Origin of the sequence: Breznakiella homolactica (assembly GCF_016616095.2) — a bacterium.
Lineage (GTDB): Bacteria > Spirochaetota > Spirochaetia > Treponematales > Breznakiellaceae > Breznakiella > Breznakiella homolactica.
Window position 1 is genome coordinate 94,529 of sequence record NZ_CP067089.2, and the last position, 19,643, is coordinate 114,171.

Below are 19,643 nucleotides of genomic sequence, written 5' to 3' on the forward strand. Positions count from 1 at the left end.
TATGCGGAAGAGGCGGATCACCGCCTCTTTTTTTATACAATAAACTTGGGTCGCATCCCGCAGACGGTATCCTAAGGCTGCGGCATGTTTCTCAGAGCCCCGGCGCACCAGACATCGGTCCAGCCGAAGGATTCGAGCATGGTCACCGCCCGGTTCCCCCGCATTCCCGATGCGCAGTATGTCAGGATCAGCCGGTCCTTGGGTTCCAGTTTTTCCAGATTTGCGGGTATCGATTCTACCGGAATATTAACCGCTCCCGGGTACGCCCCGGTTTGGTATTCCAGATCACTGCGGACATCCACGATCATGGCGCCGTCCTGTATTTTTTTTACGATTTCAGATTGACTTAACTGCATTTTTTTCCTTCCTGCTATTAAGTCTAGTACCGCTTGTCCTAACTGTCCATGTTGATTCGGCGCAGGCCGCTATCCGGTATTCACCGGTTTTGGGGTCCCCTGAATACACCCCCAGGCGGCAGCTGAGTGCCGGATAGATTGTGCTGCCGTACTCCGCCACGGACCGTACCTGCTGGCCTTTACGGACCTCATGGATAAACCGTCCTTCAACCGATGACAGGACATAGGTGTTTCTTATTTCTTCCTGAACCGATTCGATGGCCCACTCGAGATACCGTACATTGTTGACATGGCCGTTGGTATCCAGATCAAGGGAGCGGACGGTATACGGCGCGGCGTACGGATGGAGTTCCGGCGGATCTCCTCCGGGTCTTCTCCGTTTCAGATCCTTCTGTTCCTTGGGTTTCCAGATATCCAGAAATTCCTGTTTGATCGGCGCCGGCCGTTTTTCATCAACATTAAAAAAAGACCACAGAGAATGGGCCTTTCCGATGATACGCCCCTGTTCATCCTTGACCGCGAAATTCCTCCGGCCGTAAAAAAGATGGGCCGCGTCGGCCCATGTTTCCACGGTAAAATACTCCCCGTTCCGGGGATACCGGAACATCCGGAATCCTCCTTCCAGGAGAACCCAGCCGTATCCGTCCTCTTTTAAGGAAAACATATCCCATCCCGCTGCCTGGCAGTGGGCAGCGGCGGTTTCCTCAAACAGGGCCATCATGGTTGTGGGTTTTACTTCACCGTTGGTATCCATTTCGTAATACCGGGGCGAAAAGGATTTTTTGATCCTTGGTATTTTTTCCATATCAGTTTAGACACCCGGAGACGGTCCCGGTTGCAGAAAAAATTTATAAAAAAAATGAATAAATATGCAAAATTGTATTGACAGCGATTTCAATAAAATATAAAATGTTTCTATCAATAGAAACATTCAGGGAATGTTCCTATTACAAGGAGTAGGGAAATGAAGAAGAATAGTGTTATCGGTGTAATCATGTTCTGCTGTGCAGCGGCACTGTTTGGCGGCGGAAACAAGGACAATTCCGGGACAATCCGGATAGGGATTTCAAAAATAGTCCAGCACGAAGCCCTGGACGCGATAGAACAGGGGATTCAGGATGAAATCAACGCAGCACTCCCGAATGTGGTATACGATCTGCAGAATGCCAACGGGGATATGAGCACCGCCACACAGATCGCCAATAAATTCAAAAGTGAACGGGTTTCCGTCGCCGTGGGTATCGCGACTCCCGTGGCAATCGCCCTGGCAAATACCATCAAGGATGTTCCGGTGGTATTCTCCTGTGTCACCGATCCGGTCCAGGCGGGCCTCGTTTCGAGTGTTGACCGGGGGGAGGGGAATGTTACCGGGCTCTCCGACGCTATTCCCACGGCCGAGCATATCGCCATGTTCAAGGAAATCGCGGGCATAAAAACCCTGGGGTATATCTATACCAGTTCCGAGGATAATTCCATCGCGGCCCGTACCCTGGTGGAGGAGGCCTGCGCCGCGAACGGTATTGCCTTTGTGAGCCAGTCTATTTCCAATTCCGCGGAACTCCGCCAGGCTGCGGAGGCCATTGTAAACCGGGTTGACGGAATCTACCTGACCACGGACAATACGGTATTCTCGGCGCTTCCCGCGCTGATCAAGGTTTTCCATGACAATAAAAAGCCGATCTTTTCCGGGGATGTCACCGGAGCGCTGAATGGCGGATGTATGATCGCTTCGGGATTTAACTATTACAAAGCCGGCCGCGCCACGGGCCAGATGATCCTGGAGATTCTTGATGGCAGGAAGCCGGCGGATATGCCGGTTAAGTTCATCACCGATCCCGCGGAAACGGACCTGCTCTTTGACCTGGATGAGGCGGCAAACTGCGGAATCACGATTCCCCCATCGTACCTGAACGCGGCCAACCTGATTTTCAGGAACGGAAAACTGGAACGGAAATAGTTTTACAGCAGCGCACATTTCGGGCTGCCCTGCCGGAGCGGGGCAGCCTTTTTGAGGTACCCGATGATAACTGGAATTTTAACCGAGGGATTTATTTACGGGATCATGGTCCTGGCGGTGCTGATAACCTTCAGGATTCTCAACTTTGCGGACATGACCGTTGATGGTTCCTTTCCCATGGGCGCGGCGATTACGGCGGTGCTGCTGACCGGCGGCCACCATCCTCTGCTGGCCGTGGGGGCCGCTTTTTTCGGCGGAGCCCTGGCGGGGCTGGTCACCGCCCTGATCCACACAAAGCTGAAAATTCCCGACCTTCTGTCGGGGATCCTCACCATGACCATGCTGTATTCGGTAAATCTCCGTATCATGAACAACCGCGCAAACGTATCCCTCCTGAGGGTGTCCACGGTATTTTCCGGCATTGGTGAATGGGCGGGGCGTTTTATGAACCCCGAACTCGCGGTGGTATTGTACTGCCTCCTGGTTGTGGGGGTTATAAAAATCGCCATCGATCTTTTTTTCCATACCGATTTCGGACTTACCCTCGGCGCTCTGGGATCCAATCCCCAGCTGGTGATTTCCCAGGGTATGAATCCCGATCTCATAAAAACTGCGGGTATCTGTCTGGCCAACGGCCTGGTGGGAATTTCCGGTTCCATGGCAGCCATGTACCAGGGTTTCGCGGATGTGAATTTCGGGGCCGGTATGGTGGTCTCCGGCCTCGCCTCCCTGATGATCGGTGAATTCGTTATCCGGTCAAATAAAATCGCCCTGCTGACCTTCCGGGTTATCATCGGTTCAATTATTTACCGGGGACTTATGTATCTTGCCAGAACCTACGGATACATCATCAACATGGGCGCCAATGACCTGAAACTTATCACCGGGCTTCTTATTATTGTCTGCATTCTGATTTCACGGACCGGATTCAGGAGCGGCCAGAAACGGAAGCGGTCCGGCTCCCGGGAGGCAGTGAAATGATTCGAATAACCGACCTCGGCATGGTCTTTGCCCAGGGAACCCCGGATGAAAATACCGCTCTTGAGAGCATCAATCTCGAAATAAACCGGGGGGATTTTATCACCGTCATTGGTTCCAACGGCGCCGGAAAATCGACCCTGTTCAACGCCCTTTCGGGAACCTATACGCCGACCCGGGGGACCATCCTCCTGAAAAACGAAGAGGCCGGGCCCGAACGGGATATTACCCGGGAACCAGAGTTTATCCGGGCCCGGTATATCGGGCGGATTTTTCAGAATCCCCTTCTGGGAACAGCGGGTAAGATGACCTTGGCGGACAATATGATGATCTGCCATAAAAAGGGGTATAAGGGCCTCCGGATCAGTCTCAACACCGCCATGCGGGAGTATTTCAGGGAGCAGCTCCGTATTCTCGGTATGGGGCTCGAGGACCGCCTCAACGACAACGTGGAACTTTTTTCCGGGGGACAGCGCCAGGCCCTGACCCTGCTTATGACGGTTATGTCCCGGCCGGCGCTGCTTCTTCTGGATGAACATACCGCGGCGCTGGACCCGCGGAACGCAGAAATCGTTATGGACCTGACCATGCGGTTCGCCGCGGAATACGGTCTGACCGTTATGATGATCACCCACAATATGGGACACGCCATTGCCTACGGCAGCCGCCTTATTATGATGGATGAAGGCCGAATTCTCCTCGATATCGGAGCCGGAGAAAAGTCGCGGCTGACCACGGAAAGCCTCGTTCAGCGGTTCCGGGATATAAAAAAAGTATCCCTGCAGAACGACGAGATGCTGCTGGGATAATAACGCGGGCATTCAAAATAAGGAAAACCTCACGGGTATGCATTATGCTGTAAATAAGAATGTATACCGGAATCCCCGCGGAAACGGAAAAGGTATTTTTTCCGTGCCGGATTCTATTTCAAAACAACCGAGGAGAAAAAATGATACGGAGACTTGCGGCCTGCGTACGGGAATATAAAAAAGATTCCCTCTTAACCCCTTTATTCGTAGGGTTTGAAGTGGTTATGGATGTGGTAATACCTCTTCTCATGTCGTTTATTATTGACTACGGCATTGCCGGGGGCAACCTGGGTATGATCGGCCGGATCGGAATCGCCCTGGTTATCGCTACCTTGGCGGCGCTTTTTTTCGGGGTCATGTCCGGGCGCTACGCCGCGAAGGCTTCCGCCGGATTCGCCAGAAATGTACGGCACGATATGTTCCACAAGATCCAGGAATATTCATTTTCAAACATTGATAAATTCTCCGCGGCCAGTCTCGTAACCCGGGTTACGACGGATGTATCCAATGTGCAGAACGCCTACCAGATGCTGATCCGGGTCTGTGTCCGGAGCCCTCTGATGTTCATCTTTTCCCTTATCATGGCTTTTACAATCAACGCCCATTTATCGCTGATTTTTTTAGGGGTTATCCCCGTGCTTATCCTGGGGCTGTACCTTTTGCTTTCCCGGGCCCATCCGTTATTCCGGCAGGTTTTCAGGATCTACGACCGGATGAACAGGACCGTTCAGGAGAATCTCCGGGGTATCCGGGTGGTAAAGAGTTTTGTCCGGGAAGATTTTGAAATCGGTAAATTCAACAAAGTATCCGGCGATATTTACGATACCCAGGTCAAGGCTGAAAAAATCATGGCCTTTAACAGCCCCCTGATGCAGTTTGCCATGTATACCTGCACGCTTCTTATTTCCTGGCTCGGCGGGCGGATGATTGTTCAGGAGGCAATGACCACCGGACAGCTGGTAAGTCTTTTTTCGTATACCAGCCAGATTCTGATGAGCCTGATGATGATGTCCATGGTACTGGTAATGATTTCAATCGCCCGGTCTTCCGCTGAACGGATCGTTGAAGTCCTTGAGGAAGTACCCAGCCTCGCGGACCCGGAAAACCCGGTATTCGATATCCCCGACGGTTCGGTACGGTTTGAGGATGCGGTTTTCTGCTACGGCAGGGCGGAGCAGAATAAATGCCTGGAGGGGATTATCCTGGAAATTAATTCCGGGGAAACCATTGGCATAATAGGCGGAACCGGCTCGGGGAAGTCAACCTTGGTGCAGCTCATCCCCCGGCTGTATGATACCACCGCGGGCAGGGTCATGGTGGGCGGCCGGGATGTACGGGAATACGATGTAACGAGCCTCAGGGACGCGGTTTCCATGGTGCTCCAGAAAAATGTTCTGTTTGCGGGAACCATCAGGGAAAACCTCCGCTGGGGCAACAATGACGCGGATGACGCGGAGCTTGTCAGGGTCTGTAAAATTGCCCAGGCGGACGACTTTATCCGGGAATTTCCCGACGGCTACGACAGCCGTATTGAACAGGGCGGCAGCAATGTTTCCGGCGGCCAGAAGCAGCGTCTCTGTATTGCCCGGGCGCTCCTCAAAAAACCGAAGATTCTTATTCTCGATGATTCCACCAGCGCGGTGGATACCAGAACCGACGCGCTCATCCGCCAGGGACTCAGCCAGGAACTTCCGGACACAACGAAGATAATCATCGCCCAGCGGATCGCTTCTATCCAGGATGCGGACCGTATTATTGTTATGGACGGCGGCAGGGTGAACGCCGTCGGGACCCATGATGACCTTCTGAAATCCAATAAAATTTACCGGGAAGTTTACAGCTCCCAGAATAAACCGGAGGCCGGCCATGGCGCAGCGTAGTTTCGGGCCTATGGGAAGGAATGTACCTCTGACCGGCGGCAAAAGCAGGACCCCGGGGAAAACCATCGCGCGGCTCCTTTCGTACCTGGGCGGTGCGTATACGGCTTGGTTTGTGTTTGTGATTGTCTGCATCCTCGTAAGTTCCGTCGCCGGTGTGGCGGGCTCGCTTTTCCTCCAGATACTTATTGATGATTTTATAACCCCGCTGCTGGGGCAGGGGAATCCCGATTTTTCAAATCTTTTCAGAGCTATCATTATTATGGCGGGAATATACGTTCTGGGGATCGCGGCGAACTTTCTGTATAACCGGACCATGGCAATAATCACCCAGGGAGTGCAGAAAAAAATACGGAACGATATGTTCGCCGCTATGCAGCGCCTGCCGGTCCGGTATTTTGATACCCACAGTTTCGGCGATACCATGAGCCACTATACCAATGATATTGATACCCTCAGGCAGATGCTGTCCCAAAGTATTCCGACCCTGTTCTCGTCGGGCATTACCATTGTTTTTGTGTTTTCGGCAATGCTCTACATCAGTCCGATCCTGACGGTACTCATTGTGGTTATGATCGCGGCTATGGTACTCGTTTCCCGCTCGGTGGGATCCCGAAGCGGGAAATATTTTGTTGAACAGCAGTCATCTATTGCCGCGGTAAACGGATACGTTGAGGAAATAATGAACGGACAGAAGGTGGTCAAGGTCTTCAACCATGAAGCCGCCGCGGGGAGAGAATTTGACGGGCTCAACGACACCCTGGCAGAAAGCGCGTATAAGGCGAATAAGTACGCGAATATTCTCATGCCCGTTACCAATCAGATCGGCAACCTCAATTACGTTCTGATCGCCATAATCGGCGGCGTCCTTGCGGTGGCCGGCATCGGCGGGCTTACCCTTGGAGCCATTGCCTCATTTCTCCAGCTGAGCCGTTCGGTGACTATGCCGATCAGCCAGGTTTCCCAGCAGATCAATTCCGTGGTCATGGCCCTGGCAGGGGCGGAACGGATTTTCGGCCTTATGGATGAAGAGCCGGAACAGGACAGCGGATACGTAACCCTGGTGAATGCTGAATATGATAGCGAAGGGGGGCTCCGGGAATCGAAGACCCGGACCGATATCTGGGCGTGGAAACATCCCCACGGCGACGGAAGTCTTACCTACACCAAACTTGCGGGGGGTGTTGAATTTTTCGATGTTGATTTTGCCTATAATCCCGGTAAAACCGTACTCCACGATGTCAGTATCAACGTAAAACCCGGGCAGAAGATGGCCTTTGTGGGCGCCACCGGAGCCGGAAAGACAACCATCACTAACCTTATCAACCGGTTCTACGATCTGGAGGACGGAAAAATCCGTTACGACGGAATCAATATCAACAAGATAAAAAAGCCCGATCTCCGCCGTTCCCTGGGCATGATACTCCAGGATACGAGCCTGTTTACCGGCACTGTCAGGGAAAATATCCGGTACGGCAGACTGGATGCCTCCGACGGGGATGTTGCCGCCGCCGCAAAACTCGCCGGGGCCGATGATTTTATTATCCGGCTTCCGGAGGGCTATGATACGGAACTTTCCGGCGACGGCAGCGGCCTTTCCCAGGGACAGCGGCAGCTTATTTCCATCGCCCGCGCCGCCGTCGCGGATCCGCCGGTAATGATCATGGATGAAGCCACTAGTTCCATCGACACCAGGACCGAAGCCATTGTGGGCAGAGGCATGGATTCCCTTATGAAGGGCCGTACGGTTTTTGTCATTGCCCACCGGCTCTCCACGGTCCAGAATTCCGATGTAATTATTGTCCTTGACCATGGACGCATCATAGAACAGGGCACCCATGAGGAACTGATAAAAAAGCGGGGCCGGTATTACCAGCTGTACACCGGCGCGTTTGAACTGGAATAGCGTATTGATACCGCGGCAATTCTCCTGATATCCTAGGCAATGCTTCCCCCGGAAGGGGCAGACCCTACTATTACATCAGGCCGTGAAGCCCGAATCCGGAGGAATCCTGTGCGCATACCGCGAAAATACGTCATAACGATTGCTCTGGCTCTGGCCGTCATTGCGGGATTGTTTTTCTTCTTTATGTTCTCAGGAATAGAGGCCGAGGATATCCTCAGCTACACGCCCCAATCACTGCCCCTGGCGGCGCTGTTTTTTATCGCCATATACTGTCTCCGTTCCGTGGTAATGGTCATTCCCATGCTGCTCCTGTACGTCAGCGCCGGTATCTTCTTCCCGGTGCCCTGGGCCATTGCCGTTACCTATACGGGACTTTTCTGTGAAATGACCATCGGGTACTGTATCGGCCGGAAAATGGGCAAGGACAGGGTTGAGGCTTTGATCCGGGACCAGAAAAAGCTTAAAAAGTTTTTTAATACCATGAAGGACAACGGTCCCGTACCCTGTTTCGTGTCCCGTATACTTCCTCTGGCCTTCGATATCATCAGTATGTTCTTCGGCGCGTCGGGTATGCCCTATGTCCAGTTCGTATTGTTTTCGCTTCTCGGCGTTACCCCGGGGATGATCCCCTTTGTCATCACCGGGAGTTCCATAACCGACCCGCTGTCAAAGGAATTTCTCATTCCCCTGGCTGTTTCCGTCGCCGTCGCCGGAGGGTCATTCCTTGTTCTCAGACTGCTGCAGCGGGATAAAACTAAAACCAGATCGCCTTGACAATCAAAACCGCGGCCAACAGCCAGACGGCGATTATAGGAATCGCGTAATACCATTTTTTCGGTTTTCCGTCCCGCCAGAGATCTTTTGCCTGTTCCCGGCATTCTTCCATGATTGGTTTCGGAATGAGTTTAAGGGCAAAATAAATCAGAATCGGCAGTATGATCAGGTCATCCAGGTACCCCAGAATGGGAATGAAATCGGGGATTAAATCAATAGGAGACAGGGCATACACCACCGCGGTGATTGCCACTGCCTTGGCAAAGAAGGGTGTTTCCTTCCGTTTGTAGGCAAGGTATAATGCGGAAATTTCCATCTTGAGCTGGGATGCCTTATTCCGCAGCCATACAAGTATTTTCGATGCCACTACTGAAATATACTGAGTCTGATAGAAAAGAAATACCCTTTGCGGTACCTTGTACAGTAAACGCACAATGCGGCGGTATTTCCGCTGCAAGTACCAGGAGGATACGCGGTGGATTTTGATACAATTGAAAATCTCCCCAGGGAGAAGCTCCTCGAACTGCTTTCAATTTACGCAAAGAACTGGCTCGCCACCGACGGGCTGTGGTTCCAGGGAGTTGAAACCCATTACGGATTTACTACCGCCCTGGACATTGACCGGGAGATGTGGGAACAGTTCACGGTTATTGAGGCCAGAAGAATCAAGGCTTTTCTTGAACTGCCGGAGCATTCCGGCTTGGCAGGGCTGAAGCGGGCGCTTCAGTTCAGGCTGTACGCGCCCCTCAACAAGACCGAAACATATATGGAAGGGCAGAGTCTTATCTACCGGGTTGTAACCTGCAGGGTCCAGGATGCCCGGCAGCGCAAAGGCCTGGAGTACCATACCTGCAAACCCGTGGGTACCGTGGAATATTCCCTGTTCGCGGCGGCTATTGATCCGAGAATCACCACCGAGGTATTGAGCTGCCACCCCGACGTAACCGATCCGGGATGCAACTGCAAATGGAAGTTTTCTATTCCGTAAACGGGCTTAGCGCCGTTCTTCTTCCGCGAGGATGAGGTCTATATTATACCGCTCCGTTGATCCATGATCTGAAATTATAGGGCCCGCCGCCGTCTCCGAGGGAATTGATATTCGCCTCGGAAAGAAAGGGAAATCCCACTAGGAGCGTCTCCGTCCCGCCATGGTTATAAGCGGAAAGCGGTATTGACCATACCGCCAGGAGCACCGCCAGCATCGTCTTTCCCATGTTTTCTCCTTATAAAAAAACGGATGCGGCGGAGGGTCAGCTTTTTATGGGATTTCCCGGGGTAAACTGGAAACGGTACAGCCTGGCGTATATTCCTTCCTGTTTTATCAGTTCCTCGTGGGTTCCCTGCTGCCGTATGCCGTTGTCATCAATGGCGATAATGGTATCCGCGTTTCTGATGGTTGAAAGCCGGTGGGCGATAACCATGGTGGTTCTTCCCCGGGATAATTCCTCCAGGGCGGACTGAATTTTCATTTCCGTCACCGTGTCCAGCGCGGAGGTGGCTTCGTCCAGGATAAGTATCGGCGGGTTTTTGAGGAATATCCGGGCGATGCTTACCCGCTGTTTCTGTCCGCCGGAAAGTTTGATTCCCCGTTCACCTACCACCGTATCGTACCGGTCCGGCATCTTCATAATATCGTCGTGGATATCGGCCCGGCGGGCGGCTTCGATGATTTCTTCCTCCGGGGCGTCAATGCGGCCGTACCCGATATTCTCCCGGATAGTGCCGGCAAAAAGAAACACATCCTGCTGTACGATTCCGATGTTTTTCCGCAGGGATTCCAGGGTAACGTCCCGGATATCGATTCCGTCGATGGTAATACTGCCTTCTTTTATTTCGTAAAACCGGGGAAGCAGGTGGCAGAGCGTTGTTTTTCCCCCGCCGGACGGCCCCACCAGGGCAACGGTGCTCCCCGCGGCGATGGAAAGATCGATATGTTCCAATACGGTGAGGTTGCGGTTGTAGGAAAAACTCACATCCCGGAATTCAATATTTCCCCGGACTTTTTCCAGAACGGATGCGTCGGGTTTATCAATAATATCCGGCTGTATCCGCATGATGTCAACGAACCGGGTAAACCCCGCCATCCCCGTGGTGTACTGTTCAACAAAATTTCCCAGCCTGCGGATAGGCTGCAGGAATGCTGCCACAAAGAGATTGCAGGTAATCAGCTCCGTCAGGGTCATGGTCCCCTGCATAATAAAGAATCCACCCGCGGCAATGGTCACAATGGTAAGGCTGTTCATCATGAATTCCAGCTTGCTGTGGAAGCCTGCCATGGACTTATAGTACTTCTTTTTCGCCCCGGTGATGTGTTCGTTGCCCCCATGGAACTTGTGATTCTCATAGGATTCGTTGGTAAATGCCTTCGCGGTGCGGGCTCCGGAAATACTGGATTCCAGGGACGCGTTTATTTCGGCGATTTTCTCCTTAACCTGCCTCGAAGCCCAGGTAAGTTTTTTGCGGGAAAGAATGGCGTGCACCACAATAAGGATTACCACCAGGAGCAGTATCACGGCCATCTCCCACCGGATCGTAAGAATAAGGAAGAACGAACCCAGGATGGTCGCTATGGAAATAAAAATATCCTCGGGACCGTGGTGGGCAAGTTCGGTAACATCGAAAAGATCGTTGGTCACCCGGGACATGATGTGTCCGGTGCGGTGGTTGTCGTAAAAGGAGTAGGGCAGTTTCTGGAGATGCGAAAAAAGATCCCGCCGCATATCCGCTTCTATATACGCGCCCACGGTATGGCCCCAATAGGTAACAAAATAGGAAAAGGCGGTGCGGAGAAGGTACACACCCACCATGAGGGCAACCATTATAAAGAAAAAGCGGTACAGCTGGTCCGGGAGCAGCCGTTCAATGGTGAATTTGGTCATCATGGGAAAGAGCAGATCCACCCCGGCAATGAGGGACGCGCAGACCATGTCCGCGGCGAACAGCTTCCAGTGGGGCCGGTAGTATCCGGCGAAAATTCTCAGAGGGGTCCGCATAAATGATTCTTTTGTCTTTTGGGGCATAGATAACTATACCATCAATAATTTTTTTATTCACCAGCCGCCGCTGCATACTAAGAGCCCCGGCTAAGGCAGGTCCGCCGCATTATCCAGAACCTGATACGGCGGTTCACAGGGACCAGAAGAGGGGGTGACGGAAGCCCCCGGAGCGGTAAACTTGAAAGGTTTACCGCGAGGAGGCTGGAGTCAGGGGGAGCAGCCCGCGCGACGGGGCAGCCCCGAGCCGGTTGAGCCGGAAAGCGTCCGGGGAATGGTTCCCCGGGCGCTTCCGGATTGAAAAACTTGGTGCTCCCCCGCATCCGTGCTTTTGTGCTGACCGTAAAATAATACGGCAATCCGTAAAATAATCATTGACACATTGTACTAGTTCAATTAGTATTGTACTAGGTGAATAGTACAATGGAAGAACAGCGAATACGGTTTTCCCTGGATCCGTCCAATGGGATTCCGATTTACAGACAGATTATACAGCAGATTGAACACGCGATCCTGTCTGAGCGGATCACACCCGGGGACAGGCTTCCGACGATCCGGTCTCTGGCGGTGGAATTGAAGATCAATCCCAATACGATTGCCAAGGCCTACGGAGAGCTGGAAATCCGGGGCATCCTGGCTACCCAGGTGGGAAGCGGTACGTATGTTTCGGATAAAAAGCCAATCGCCGAAGAAGACGGGCGGAACCGGAGAATCCGGGAGCTGGCGGGACGGTTCATTCAGGATATGAAGGAGCTCGGAGTGAGTCCCGGGGAAGTAATTAATTTGATAAAAGAATATGAGGAGGGGTAGGTGAAATTTTTTAACGCCAAACCGGAAAATGATCTGGTGAAGAATAGAAAAAAAGCCCCACGGCAGCGGGATTTCTCACTCAACGCCGTGGGAATAGGCCTCCTGGTCATCTGCGCCGGGTTTATCATCGCGGTCCGAAGTACCCGGGGGGCCCTGCCGTCCGCCGCGGAATTCGGGATCCTCCTTGGAATACCCGCGGCGGTGGTGTTTCTTATGGTGTTTTTTCCCCGGTGGAGCGCGGCCATAAAGATATTCATCATTCTCGCCTGTATAGCCGGATTTTTCCGGTTTGCCGGATTCGGGCTGGCCCTGATCCTGTCCGCCGCGGCGGTGCTCATCGCGCCGTCAATACAGAAAATGGAAGAATGGGAGCGGGCAATCGTACTCCGGTTCGGCCGCTTCCGCAAAGTAAAGGGTCCCGGTCTTTTTGTCCTGATCCCTCTGGCGGACCGTGTCGCCTCGGTGGTGGATCTCCGGATCCGGGTAACCGATTTTGCGGCCCAGGAAACGCTTACCATGGATTCGGTTACCGTTACGGTGGATGCCATCTGTTTCTGGCTTGTATGGGACCCGGAAAAAGCCGTACTCGAGGTTCAGAATTATGAGGACGCGGTCATCCTTTCCTCCCAGACGGCCCTGCGGAACGCCGTCAGCAGCCACGACCTGACGACCTTTCTTGAACACGGCGATGTTATCGAGAAACAGATCCAGCACGACGTGGATAATAAAACCACCGAATGGGGAATCACGGTTCAGCATATCGAAATTACGGATATCCAGATTCCGGAACATCTCCAGGATTCCCTCAGCCGCCTGGCGCAGGCGGAACGGGAGAAGAAGGGACGGATCCTTCTGGCGGAAGCTGAGATTGAAATCGCCCGCAAGCTTGAAGAAGCGGTGCAGGTATACGCCAAGAATCAGCCGGCGATGAAACTCAAGGTTCTTTCGATTCTTAATGAGGGCCTTAAGGCCGGCAACTCCATGATGCTGGTTCCCAACTCAATTACCGAGGAATTAAAGGGCCGGGATATCTTTGGGCTCCAGGCTTTATCGGAGCTGCACCAGGAAAAAAATAAAAAGGAGAAGGAAGAACAGGAGTAACCCCTTTATTTGTTAAACCGGGAATCCGGGTTTACGTCCATGCGAGTAAACCCGGATGTCCTTTAAATATACAGGAGGCTATTGTGAAAGTCGTCAAAGCCGTGGATGTCGTAAAGGACTATTCATTGAACGGGATGACGGTACCCGCCCTGCGGGGGGTAAGTCTTGAATTTGAAGGCGGTGAATTTACCGCCGTCGCCGGTCCGTCGGGGAGCGGCAAATCCACTTTTCTTCATCTGATCGGCTGTCTGGACACCCTGACATCGGGAACCATCAGTATGGGCGGATCCGATCTGGCATCCCTTTCGAAAAAACAGCTCGCCCTGATCCGGCGGCACAACATCGGTTTTATTTTTCAGGCATACAATCTCATTCCGGTGCTCACGGTGATGGAGAATGTTTCCTTCCCGCTGACCCTTCTTGGGGTCGATAAGAATGAAGCCCGGGACCGGGCCCGGCTGGCCCTGCACGATGTGGGGCTGGACAGCATGGAGAACCGCCGTCCCAAGGAAATGTCCGGGGGGCAGCAGCAGCGGGTCGCCATTGCCCGGGCTCTGGTGAAGCATCCCGCCATCATTCTCGCGGACGAACCCACGGCGAACCTTGACTCAAAAACCGGCCGGGAGATCCTTGAGCTTATGGTACAGCTCAACCAAAGCGAAAAGACAACCTTTATCTTCTCAACCCATGACCAGATGGTGATGGACTACGCCCGCAGGGTCATAATGCTTCGGGACGGGCAGGTTGAATCGGAGACAAAGCGGTGATGAACAATACTTTTTCTGCCTTGGCGGGTATGGCTTACCGCAATCTTGCCCGGCACCGGGTAAAAACGGTCATCACCACCATTGCCGTGGCCGTGAGTGTCTGTCTGTATATCTTTGTTGACGCCTGGCTTCTGGGAATTAACCTCGATTCCGAACGGAATATTGTTATTTATGAAATCGGCGCGGCAAAACTCCAGACCCGTCTTTACTTTGAAAAAAAAGACGATTACCCGATGTATGAGAATTTCGCTTCCTGGGAACCCTATGCGGTAGCGCTCGGCGAAGCGGGATACGATACGGCGCCGCGGTTCGTTTTTACCGGAACCGTGTTTTCCGCTGCCGGATCGGCGCCCATGGAATTCAACGCGGTGGATCCCGGGGCCGAGGGCCGGCTGCTCAGGTACAGCGGCTATATGGAGTCGGGCCGCTATATTAACCCCGGGGCTTTTGAAATCGCCCTGGGCAGCATGGCGGCGGAAAAACTAAAAGTCGGAATACCCCAGCGGCCGACACAATTTGAACTTGAAGGAGACATCCTCGGATACGCGCGGAACAACGGTGAGGAGGAATTTATCCGGAACCTCTATGAACCGGCGTCATCCCGGAAATCAGGCGGGGTCTCCCTGTTTTCGGCACCGGATGATTACGCCGGCCGGAACGGCAACCAGCGGCTGGTGCTTAAGGAAGATATTTCCCGGGCCGATCTCGAACGGTTCTGGGAGATCCTCGATGCCGGCGGCCGGATGGACATCAAGATCTCAACGGTCATAGATTTGAAGGCCGCCCCCGATACCATCCGGAAAGAACGGTTCGACGAGGATCTCTGCCCGAAGCTGTCTGAGGCCGAACAGACTCTGGTTCTTTCGGCGTACGGCATCGATCCCATCACGGGAGATTATTATCTTGTCACCGATGATGAGGTTCTTCTCGGGGATATACTCAACGCCATGGTACGGGTCGATTACTCCGGCGCCCTGCGGCACGTAAACCAGCTTATAGACATTAAGGTCGTGGGGATCATAAATTCCCCGAACCCCAAAACAAATGCCAATGTCGGATACCTCCCGCTGGATGTACTCCAGGATGAAGCCGGCCTGATGCTGGACGGCCATATCACGGAGCTGCTCATCCGGTCTAAAAAAGCCAGGGATACGGCGCTTCCGGGTAAGTCCGAGTCTCCCGGGGTAATTCTCGCGTCATTGGAATCGGGGCTGGCCGCCCGAAATTTATCGCTGCCGCGGGACCTTGGTGTTTTCGGGTGGCGGGAATACGCCGCTGATTATCTCGCGGTTTCATCCGCGGACAGTGTATCAACGAAAATAATTATTGCCATGCTCTTTGTCCTTTCCTTCATAGGCATCGCCAACACAATGCTCATGGCTATCCTGGAACGGACGAAGGAAATCGGCATGATGCGCGCCCTGGGTATGACCGACGGTGATCTCGTTATCGCGTACATGCTCGAAGCGGGCATGATCGGCTTTATCGGTTCAGTCCTGGGGGTTACCGCGGGCTGCCTCATCAACATTCCCATGGTTGCGTACGGCATTGATTTTTCATCCATGGCCCAGGCTATCGGCGGCGATTTCGGATACCGGATCACATCGTACTTCCGGTCCGCCTGGAATATCAGGACCATCATTGGAACGGGCATCATCGCTACGGTACTGTCCGCCGCTATGGCTTATTTCCCGACCCGGCGCGCGATACGGATGCCGGTTTCCGAAAGCCTGCGCTTTGAATAGGACTTTCTTATGGAACAGACAATGAAAAAACAGGGCGGTTTTTTTACCCTGGTGACCATAGCGTACCGGAATATCTGGCGGAACATGCGGCGGACCATACTCTGTATTGTGGCGGTGGCCATCGCGGTTTTCTTCAACATATATATGCAGTCATGGATACTCGGCATGAGTGACAATATAGAGGATGTGGTCAGGGTTTTCGATACCGGTCATGTCAATGTAGTGTCCGCGGCGTTTGAGGATGAACGGGAATATTACCCGGTCCAGTATCCGGCGGCGGAGGGCTGGAACCTTGAAGATCTCATTAGCACCATCGAAGCCATGCCCGGGGTATCCGCAGTGCTTCCGCGGATTACGGCCTATGCGACCCTGTCCGACAGTGTGGTTAAACACGCCCTCCTATGGGGGCTCGATATCGGGCGGGAAATGGCCCTTAACGATTTTAACCTCTCGGAACGGAGCGACGGCCTCATCGAAGGCCGGTATCCCCAGGCCGGCAGCAATGAATGCGCTATCGGAACCTATATGGCGAAAAAAGCCGGGCTCCGTATCGGCGACCGGATTCCCCTTAAGGTTGTATCGGCGCAGTTCTCCGATAAGTACTGGAGTCCCGTGATCACCGGTATTTTCGAATTTGAATACCGGAAATACGACGAGGAGGCGATCCTTGTATCCTTCGACAGGCTCCAGCGTCTTCTGGTTCTGAACGATCAGGCTCAGCAGCTTTTTATCTACGCGGACAGTGAAAAAGAAACCCGGGCTGTCGCGGATGACGTCCGGAGCCTCCTGGGTGACGGGAATATTGTCAGGGAATGGGAGGACAATTACTGGGTTGTGATGATGCGCCAGAGTATGGTCATCTTCTCGGTGATTTACCTTGTTTTCCAGATCGTGGCCAGCTTTCTGATCGTAAATACCGTGGTCATGATTATCCATGAGCGTATAAAGGAAATAGGCATGATGGGATCCCTGGGCATGGTCAGACGGGAAATCGTGATGGTCTTTTTCTTTGAGGCTGTATTCCTCAGCGTGATCGGATCGCTGGCGGGCTGTGTGATCGGCGGCGCCGCATCATGGTTGGGGTCGCTCTTTCCCATTGATATGAATATGTTTACCGGCGGCGGTCTTAAGGAGTTTCCCATGTCCGGCACACTGTTCCTTCGGTTCTCTCCGGCGGTACTGCTGGAAGGATTTATTTTCGGTGTCGTAATAGCTTCAATCTGTACGCTCCTTCCGTCGCTGAAGAGCGCGTTCATCGAGCCGGTTGAGGCCTTGCGGAGATGAGGATAATAAAAATGAAAAAATTAACGTTCCTGGCAATCCTGCTGGCGGTATCCGTAATAATGGTGCTGCCGGTAAAAGCCCAGAACCAGTCGGCTCTGGATATATTGAAAAAAGTGGATGACAACGAAGTGTACGATACCATCCGCTACGAAGGGGAAATGATCATCGACTACCAGAATCGGCGGTATGTAAAGACCATGACCGCTTCGGCCAAGGGCAATTCCGACAGCTTTGTGGAATTTACCAACCCAGAGGACCGGGGAACCAAGTACCTCAAGAAGGGCAGCCGGCTGTACGTGTATTCCCCGGACAACGAAGAGGTAATGCTCATTTCCGGCCACATGCTCAAAGAGTCCATGATGGGATCGGATCTTTCCTATGAGGATACCATCGACAACGAGAAGCTGTCCGTGCGCTACGATCCGGTGATCGCCGGCAGCGAAACCTACGGCGGCCGGGAAGCCTGGATTCTCGACCTGACCGCGAAGAAGCGGACCGAAAGCTACCCGAAACAACGGCTCTGGGTCGATAAGGAAAATTACGATCTTCTGCATTACGAACTGTTCGCATTATCCGGGGCCAAGCTCAAGGAATACACCCTGATCCGGGCGGAAACCTTCGGAACACGGCGGTTCCCGGTGGAATCGGAGATGCGGGATCTGCTCCGCAAGGGAAGCAAAACGACATTCGTCCTGCATACCATTGTACTGGACGAACCCATTTCCGATTCCGTATTCAGCATGAGGAATTTGGAACGATGAAACAGAAGTGTTCCGCCGCGGTTTTTTTCCTCGCCGCGGTGATGGGTGTGATTTTTCCGGCATCCCTGCCGGCTGAAGGGCCGGTTATTTCCGGAATCCTGGATACCAAAGTCAGTTTTTCCGCCGGGGCGGGGGAGATGCCGGATTTTTCCTACGGAATCGAGGAGTACGCCAATCTCAGAATGCGGAGTACCGTAGGTGACCGGGGAACGATTTACGCCGCCTTCAACCTTATCGCGGCTGCCGGGGCAGGGGCCTTTACCGCTTCGCTGACTCCGGAGGGGAGTGCCGGCTCCGGCGCTTCCGCGCTCGTTACGGGGGATAATTACTCCGCGGCCCTGGATCTGGAACGGCTGTATTTCCGGGTGAACAGCGATTTTCTTGATGTTGAAGCGGGGCTGATGCGTCTCGCCTTCGGGTACGGTCAGGTCTGGAGGCCTTCGGATTTTCTCAACCCCCGCAATCCTTTGTTTCCCGATCTGCGCCCCCGGGCGGTGCTGGGCGGTACCGTGGCGGTATACCCGTCGGAAACCATGAAAATCCAGGGATTCGGCGCCGCTCCCAGGAATTCGCTCAATCTCCACGGCAGCGGAGCTGTGGCCGGCGCCGCGGGGGATATGCACTGGGAACGGCTCAGTATGCAGGCCCTGTACGCCTATGAGTCTCCCCGGGAGGAAACTCCCCTGGGACTGCACCGGGGCGGGCTGTCCCTCAAGGCCGAGCTGGAACTTGGTTTTATCCTTGACCTTATGTACCTGTACAACCACGATACAGAACCGGGAATCCGGGGCCTTTCGGCCAGCGCGGGGTTCGACTATTCATTTTATGACGGACGTTTCTATGTTCTGGCGGAATATTTGTACAGTGGTGCGGAATCGGTCACATCCGGTGAGTTTTCCAACCGGAATTATATTTACGGGATGGTCCTCTACCGGTTTACCGATTACACCAATCTCAGTCTTGCCTGTATGGCCAGTATTGACGATGTCTCGTTTTCCCCGGTGGTGACCCTGGAACACGATCTGTTCCAGGGAATGACCCTGAGCCTTACCGGCAGGGTTCCCCTGGACCGTGATCTTTTTTCCGGTGACGGCAATCACGGTGAACTGGGGCCGGACAATTCCGGTACCCGGCTGCTGGTCAGCGCTGCGGTACGGTTCCGCTTTTAAACCGCGGCATTGGCCAGCAGTGCCGTCTCCCAAAAACAAAGGGCGCCCCGGGGGCGCCCTTTGCCGCTGACTTATCCTTCAGCGGGTACAAAAAACAGTTTTATTCCTTCATCGGGGAACTGCTGCTTTACCTGGGCTATGGCTTCTGCCGCCTTCGCCTCATCCTGGTCCTGGATGTAGCTGATGATCATAAAGTTTTCTTCCGGCCAGGTGGCGCTTCCGAGACGATAGTCTCTTTTTCCCCGTCCGTGGACCACCGGGAGCAGGGTGTAGTAAAAATCCGTAATGCTTTCCTCAAGCCCGGTGATAATTTCGTCCTGCACCGAACGGTTGGCGAACAATTCAAGCCGTTTCAT

20 protein-coding genes are annotated in these 19,643 nt (G+C 53.4%); 14 read left to right on the plus strand and 6 right to left on the minus strand.

Annotated features, from left to right (window positions below; genetic code table 11):
- Positions 1-71: 71 nt before the first annotated feature.
- The gene (locus tag JFL75_RS00445) at positions 72-356 is read right to left on the minus strand and encodes a rhodanese-like domain-containing protein (RefSeq protein ID WP_215624740.1); all 285 of its coding nucleotides are present in this window, start codon (positions 354-356) and stop codon (positions 72-74) included.
- Positions 337-1,161 carry an acyl-[acyl-carrier-protein] thioesterase gene (locus tag JFL75_RS00450; protein WP_215624741.1) on the minus strand — a complete coding sequence of 275 codons (825 nt, stop codon included), beginning with the start codon at positions 1,159-1,161 and terminating at the stop codon, positions 337-339. The genes JFL75_RS00445 and JFL75_RS00450 overlap by 20 nt, the downstream gene beginning before the upstream one ends.
- A gap of 159 nt (positions 1,162-1,320) precedes the next feature.
- Here JFL75_RS00450 and JFL75_RS00455 point away from each other — a divergent pair, with 159 nt between their 5' ends.
- The 6 genes from JFL75_RS00455 (at position 1,321) to JFL75_RS00480 (ending at position 8,657) form a co-directional block, all read left to right on the plus strand.
- Positions 1,321-2,313 carry an ABC transporter substrate-binding protein gene (locus JFL75_RS00455; RefSeq protein ID WP_215624742.1) on the plus strand — a complete coding sequence of 331 codons (993 nt, stop codon included), beginning with the start codon at positions 1,321-1,323 and terminating at the stop codon, positions 2,311-2,313.
- A 63-nt stretch (positions 2,314-2,376) separates the two neighbouring features.
- Entirely contained in the window at positions 2,377-3,294 is a 918-nt protein-coding gene (locus tag JFL75_RS00460; protein WP_215624743.1) for an ABC transporter permease, read from the plus strand.
- On the plus strand, positions 3,291-4,100 hold the full coding sequence (locus JFL75_RS00465) for an ABC transporter ATP-binding protein (protein ID WP_215624744.1): 810 nt from the start codon (positions 3,291-3,293) through the stop codon (positions 4,098-4,100). Before JFL75_RS00460 ends, JFL75_RS00465 begins: the two co-directional genes overlap by 4 nt.
- 140 nt (positions 4,101-4,240) lie before the next feature.
- A complete protein-coding gene (locus tag JFL75_RS00470) occupies positions 4,241-5,980 on the plus strand; it encodes an ABC transporter ATP-binding protein (protein WP_215624745.1) in 1,740 nt (579 codons plus the stop codon).
- 10 nt (positions 5,981-5,990) lie between these two features.
- Positions 5,991-7,883: an ABC transporter ATP-binding protein gene (locus tag JFL75_RS00475; protein ID WP_432756662.1), complete on the plus strand. Its 1,893-nt coding sequence runs from the start codon at positions 5,991-5,993 to the stop codon at positions 7,881-7,883.
- A gap of 108 nt (positions 7,884-7,991) precedes the next feature.
- Entirely contained in the window at positions 7,992-8,657 is a 666-nt protein-coding gene (locus JFL75_RS00480; protein ID WP_215624747.1) for a TVP38/TMEM64 family protein, read from the plus strand.
- Here the strand turns inward: JFL75_RS00480 and JFL75_RS00485 are convergent.
- Positions 8,638-9,024, minus strand: a complete 387-nt coding sequence (locus JFL75_RS00485; protein WP_215624748.1) for a YkvA family protein — start codon at positions 9,022-9,024, stop codon at positions 8,638-8,640. The genes JFL75_RS00480 and JFL75_RS00485 overlap by 20 nt on opposite strands.
- 108 nt (positions 9,025-9,132) lie before the next feature.
- On the opposite strand from JFL75_RS00485, the gene JFL75_RS00490 reads away from it, so the two are divergent.
- Positions 9,133-9,645, plus strand: coding sequence for a DUF6125 family protein (locus tag JFL75_RS00490; protein WP_215624749.1), 513 nt, complete (start codon positions 9,133-9,135; stop codon positions 9,643-9,645).
- A 43-nt stretch (positions 9,646-9,688) separates the two neighbouring features.
- Here the strand turns inward: JFL75_RS00490 and JFL75_RS00495 are convergent, their stop codons facing one another.
- Both JFL75_RS00495 and JFL75_RS00500 read right to left on the minus strand, forming a co-directional pair.
- A complete protein-coding gene (locus tag JFL75_RS00495; RefSeq protein WP_215624750.1) occupies positions 9,689-9,871 on the minus strand; it encodes a hypothetical protein in 183 nt (60 codons plus the stop codon).
- Between the two features lie 36 nt (positions 9,872-9,907).
- On the minus strand, positions 9,908-11,650 hold the full coding sequence (locus JFL75_RS00500) for an ABC transporter ATP-binding protein (RefSeq protein WP_215624751.1): 1,743 nt from the start codon (positions 11,648-11,650) through the stop codon (positions 9,908-9,910).
- A gap of 423 nt (positions 11,651-12,073) precedes the next feature.
- Between JFL75_RS00500 and JFL75_RS00505 the strand changes: the two genes are divergently transcribed.
- From JFL75_RS00505 to JFL75_RS00535, 7 genes are all read left to right on the plus strand, one after another.
- Positions 12,074-12,460: a GntR family transcriptional regulator gene (locus JFL75_RS00505; protein WP_215624752.1), complete on the plus strand. Its 387-nt coding sequence runs from the start codon at positions 12,074-12,076 to the stop codon at positions 12,458-12,460.
- Positions 12,461-13,561 (plus strand): SPFH domain-containing protein, encoded by a 1,101-nt coding sequence (locus JFL75_RS00510; RefSeq protein ID WP_215624753.1) that lies wholly within the window; start codon positions 12,461-12,463, stop codon positions 13,559-13,561. It begins immediately after the preceding gene.
- 83 nt (positions 13,562-13,644) lie between these two features.
- Complete coding sequence (locus JFL75_RS00515; protein WP_215624754.1) at positions 13,645-14,328, plus strand: ABC transporter ATP-binding protein; 684 nt, start codon at positions 13,645-13,647, stop codon at positions 14,326-14,328.
- Positions 14,328-16,073, plus strand: coding sequence for an ABC transporter permease (locus tag JFL75_RS00520; RefSeq protein ID WP_215624755.1), 1,746 nt, complete (start codon positions 14,328-14,330; stop codon positions 16,071-16,073). The genes JFL75_RS00515 and JFL75_RS00520 overlap by 1 nt, the downstream gene beginning before the upstream one ends.
- A 9-nt stretch (positions 16,074-16,082) precedes the next feature.
- Positions 16,083-17,357, plus strand: coding sequence for an ABC transporter permease (locus JFL75_RS00525; protein ID WP_223292734.1), 1,275 nt, complete (start codon positions 16,083-16,085; stop codon positions 17,355-17,357).
- 11 nt (positions 17,358-17,368) lie between these two features.
- Positions 17,369-18,118 carry an outer membrane lipoprotein-sorting protein gene (locus tag JFL75_RS00530; protein ID WP_215624756.1) on the plus strand — a complete coding sequence of 250 codons (750 nt, stop codon included), beginning with the start codon at positions 17,369-17,371 and terminating at the stop codon, positions 18,116-18,118.
- On the plus strand, positions 18,115-19,287 hold the full coding sequence (locus JFL75_RS00535) for a hypothetical protein (protein WP_215624757.1): 1,173 nt from the start codon (positions 18,115-18,117) through the stop codon (positions 19,285-19,287). Before JFL75_RS00530 ends, JFL75_RS00535 begins: the two co-directional genes overlap by 4 nt.
- A 71-nt stretch (positions 19,288-19,358) precedes the next feature.
- Here JFL75_RS00535 and JFL75_RS00540 read toward each other — a convergent pair whose 3' ends face one another.
- Positions 19,359-19,643, minus strand: coding sequence for a PG0541 family transporter-associated protein (locus tag JFL75_RS00540; protein ID WP_215624758.1), 285 nt, complete (start codon positions 19,641-19,643; stop codon positions 19,359-19,361).

What these genes read in the sequence shown, in the direction of transcription:
- JFL75_RS00535 (WP_215624757.1), top strand. Translation starts at nt 18,115, where the DNA reads ATGAAACAGAAGTGTTCCGCCGCGGTTTTTTTCCTCGCCGCGGTGATG.
- JFL75_RS00460 (WP_215624743.1), top strand. Translation starts at nt 2,377, where the DNA reads ATGATAACTGGAATTTTAACCGAGGGATTTATTTACGGGATCATGGTC.
- JFL75_RS00495 (WP_215624750.1), bottom strand. Translation starts at nt 9,871, where the DNA reads ATGGGAAAGACGATGCTGGCGGTGCTCCTGGCGGTATGGTCAATACCG.
- JFL75_RS00450 (WP_215624741.1), bottom strand. Translation starts at nt 1,161, where the DNA reads ATGGAAAAAATACCAAGGATCAAAAAATCCTTTTCGCCCCGGTATTAC.
- JFL75_RS00530 (WP_215624756.1), top strand. Translation starts at nt 17,369, where the DNA reads ATGAAAAAATTAACGTTCCTGGCAATCCTGCTGGCGGTATCCGTAATA.
- JFL75_RS00455 (WP_215624742.1), top strand. Translation starts at nt 1,321, where the DNA reads ATGAAGAAGAATAGTGTTATCGGTGTAATCATGTTCTGCTGTGCAGCG.
- JFL75_RS00540 (WP_215624758.1), bottom strand. Translation starts at nt 19,643, where the DNA reads ATGAAACGGCTTGAATTGTTCGCCAACCGTTCGGTGCAGGACGAAATT.
- JFL75_RS00500 (WP_215624751.1), bottom strand. Translation starts at nt 11,650, where the DNA reads ATGCGGACCCCTCTGAGAATTTTCGCCGGATACTACCGGCCCCACTGG.
- JFL75_RS00470 (WP_215624745.1), top strand. Translation starts at nt 4,241, where the DNA reads ATGATACGGAGACTTGCGGCCTGCGTACGGGAATATAAAAAAGATTCC.
- JFL75_RS00465 (WP_215624744.1), top strand. Translation starts at nt 3,291, where the DNA reads ATGATTCGAATAACCGACCTCGGCATGGTCTTTGCCCAGGGAACCCCG.
- JFL75_RS00505 (WP_215624752.1), top strand. Translation starts at nt 12,074, where the DNA reads ATGGAAGAACAGCGAATACGGTTTTCCCTGGATCCGTCCAATGGGATT.
- JFL75_RS00445 (WP_215624740.1), bottom strand. Translation starts at nt 356, where the DNA reads ATGCAGTTAAGTCAATCTGAAATCGTAAAAAAAATACAGGACGGCGCC.
- JFL75_RS00525 (WP_223292734.1), top strand. Translation starts at nt 16,083, where the DNA reads ATGGAACAGACAATGAAAAAACAGGGCGGTTTTTTTACCCTGGTGACC.
- JFL75_RS00475 (WP_432756662.1), top strand. Translation starts at nt 5,991, where the DNA reads ATGGGAAGGAATGTACCTCTGACCGGCGGCAAAAGCAGGACCCCGGGG.
- JFL75_RS00520 (WP_215624755.1), top strand. Translation starts at nt 14,328, where the DNA reads ATGAACAATACTTTTTCTGCCTTGGCGGGTATGGCTTACCGCAATCTT.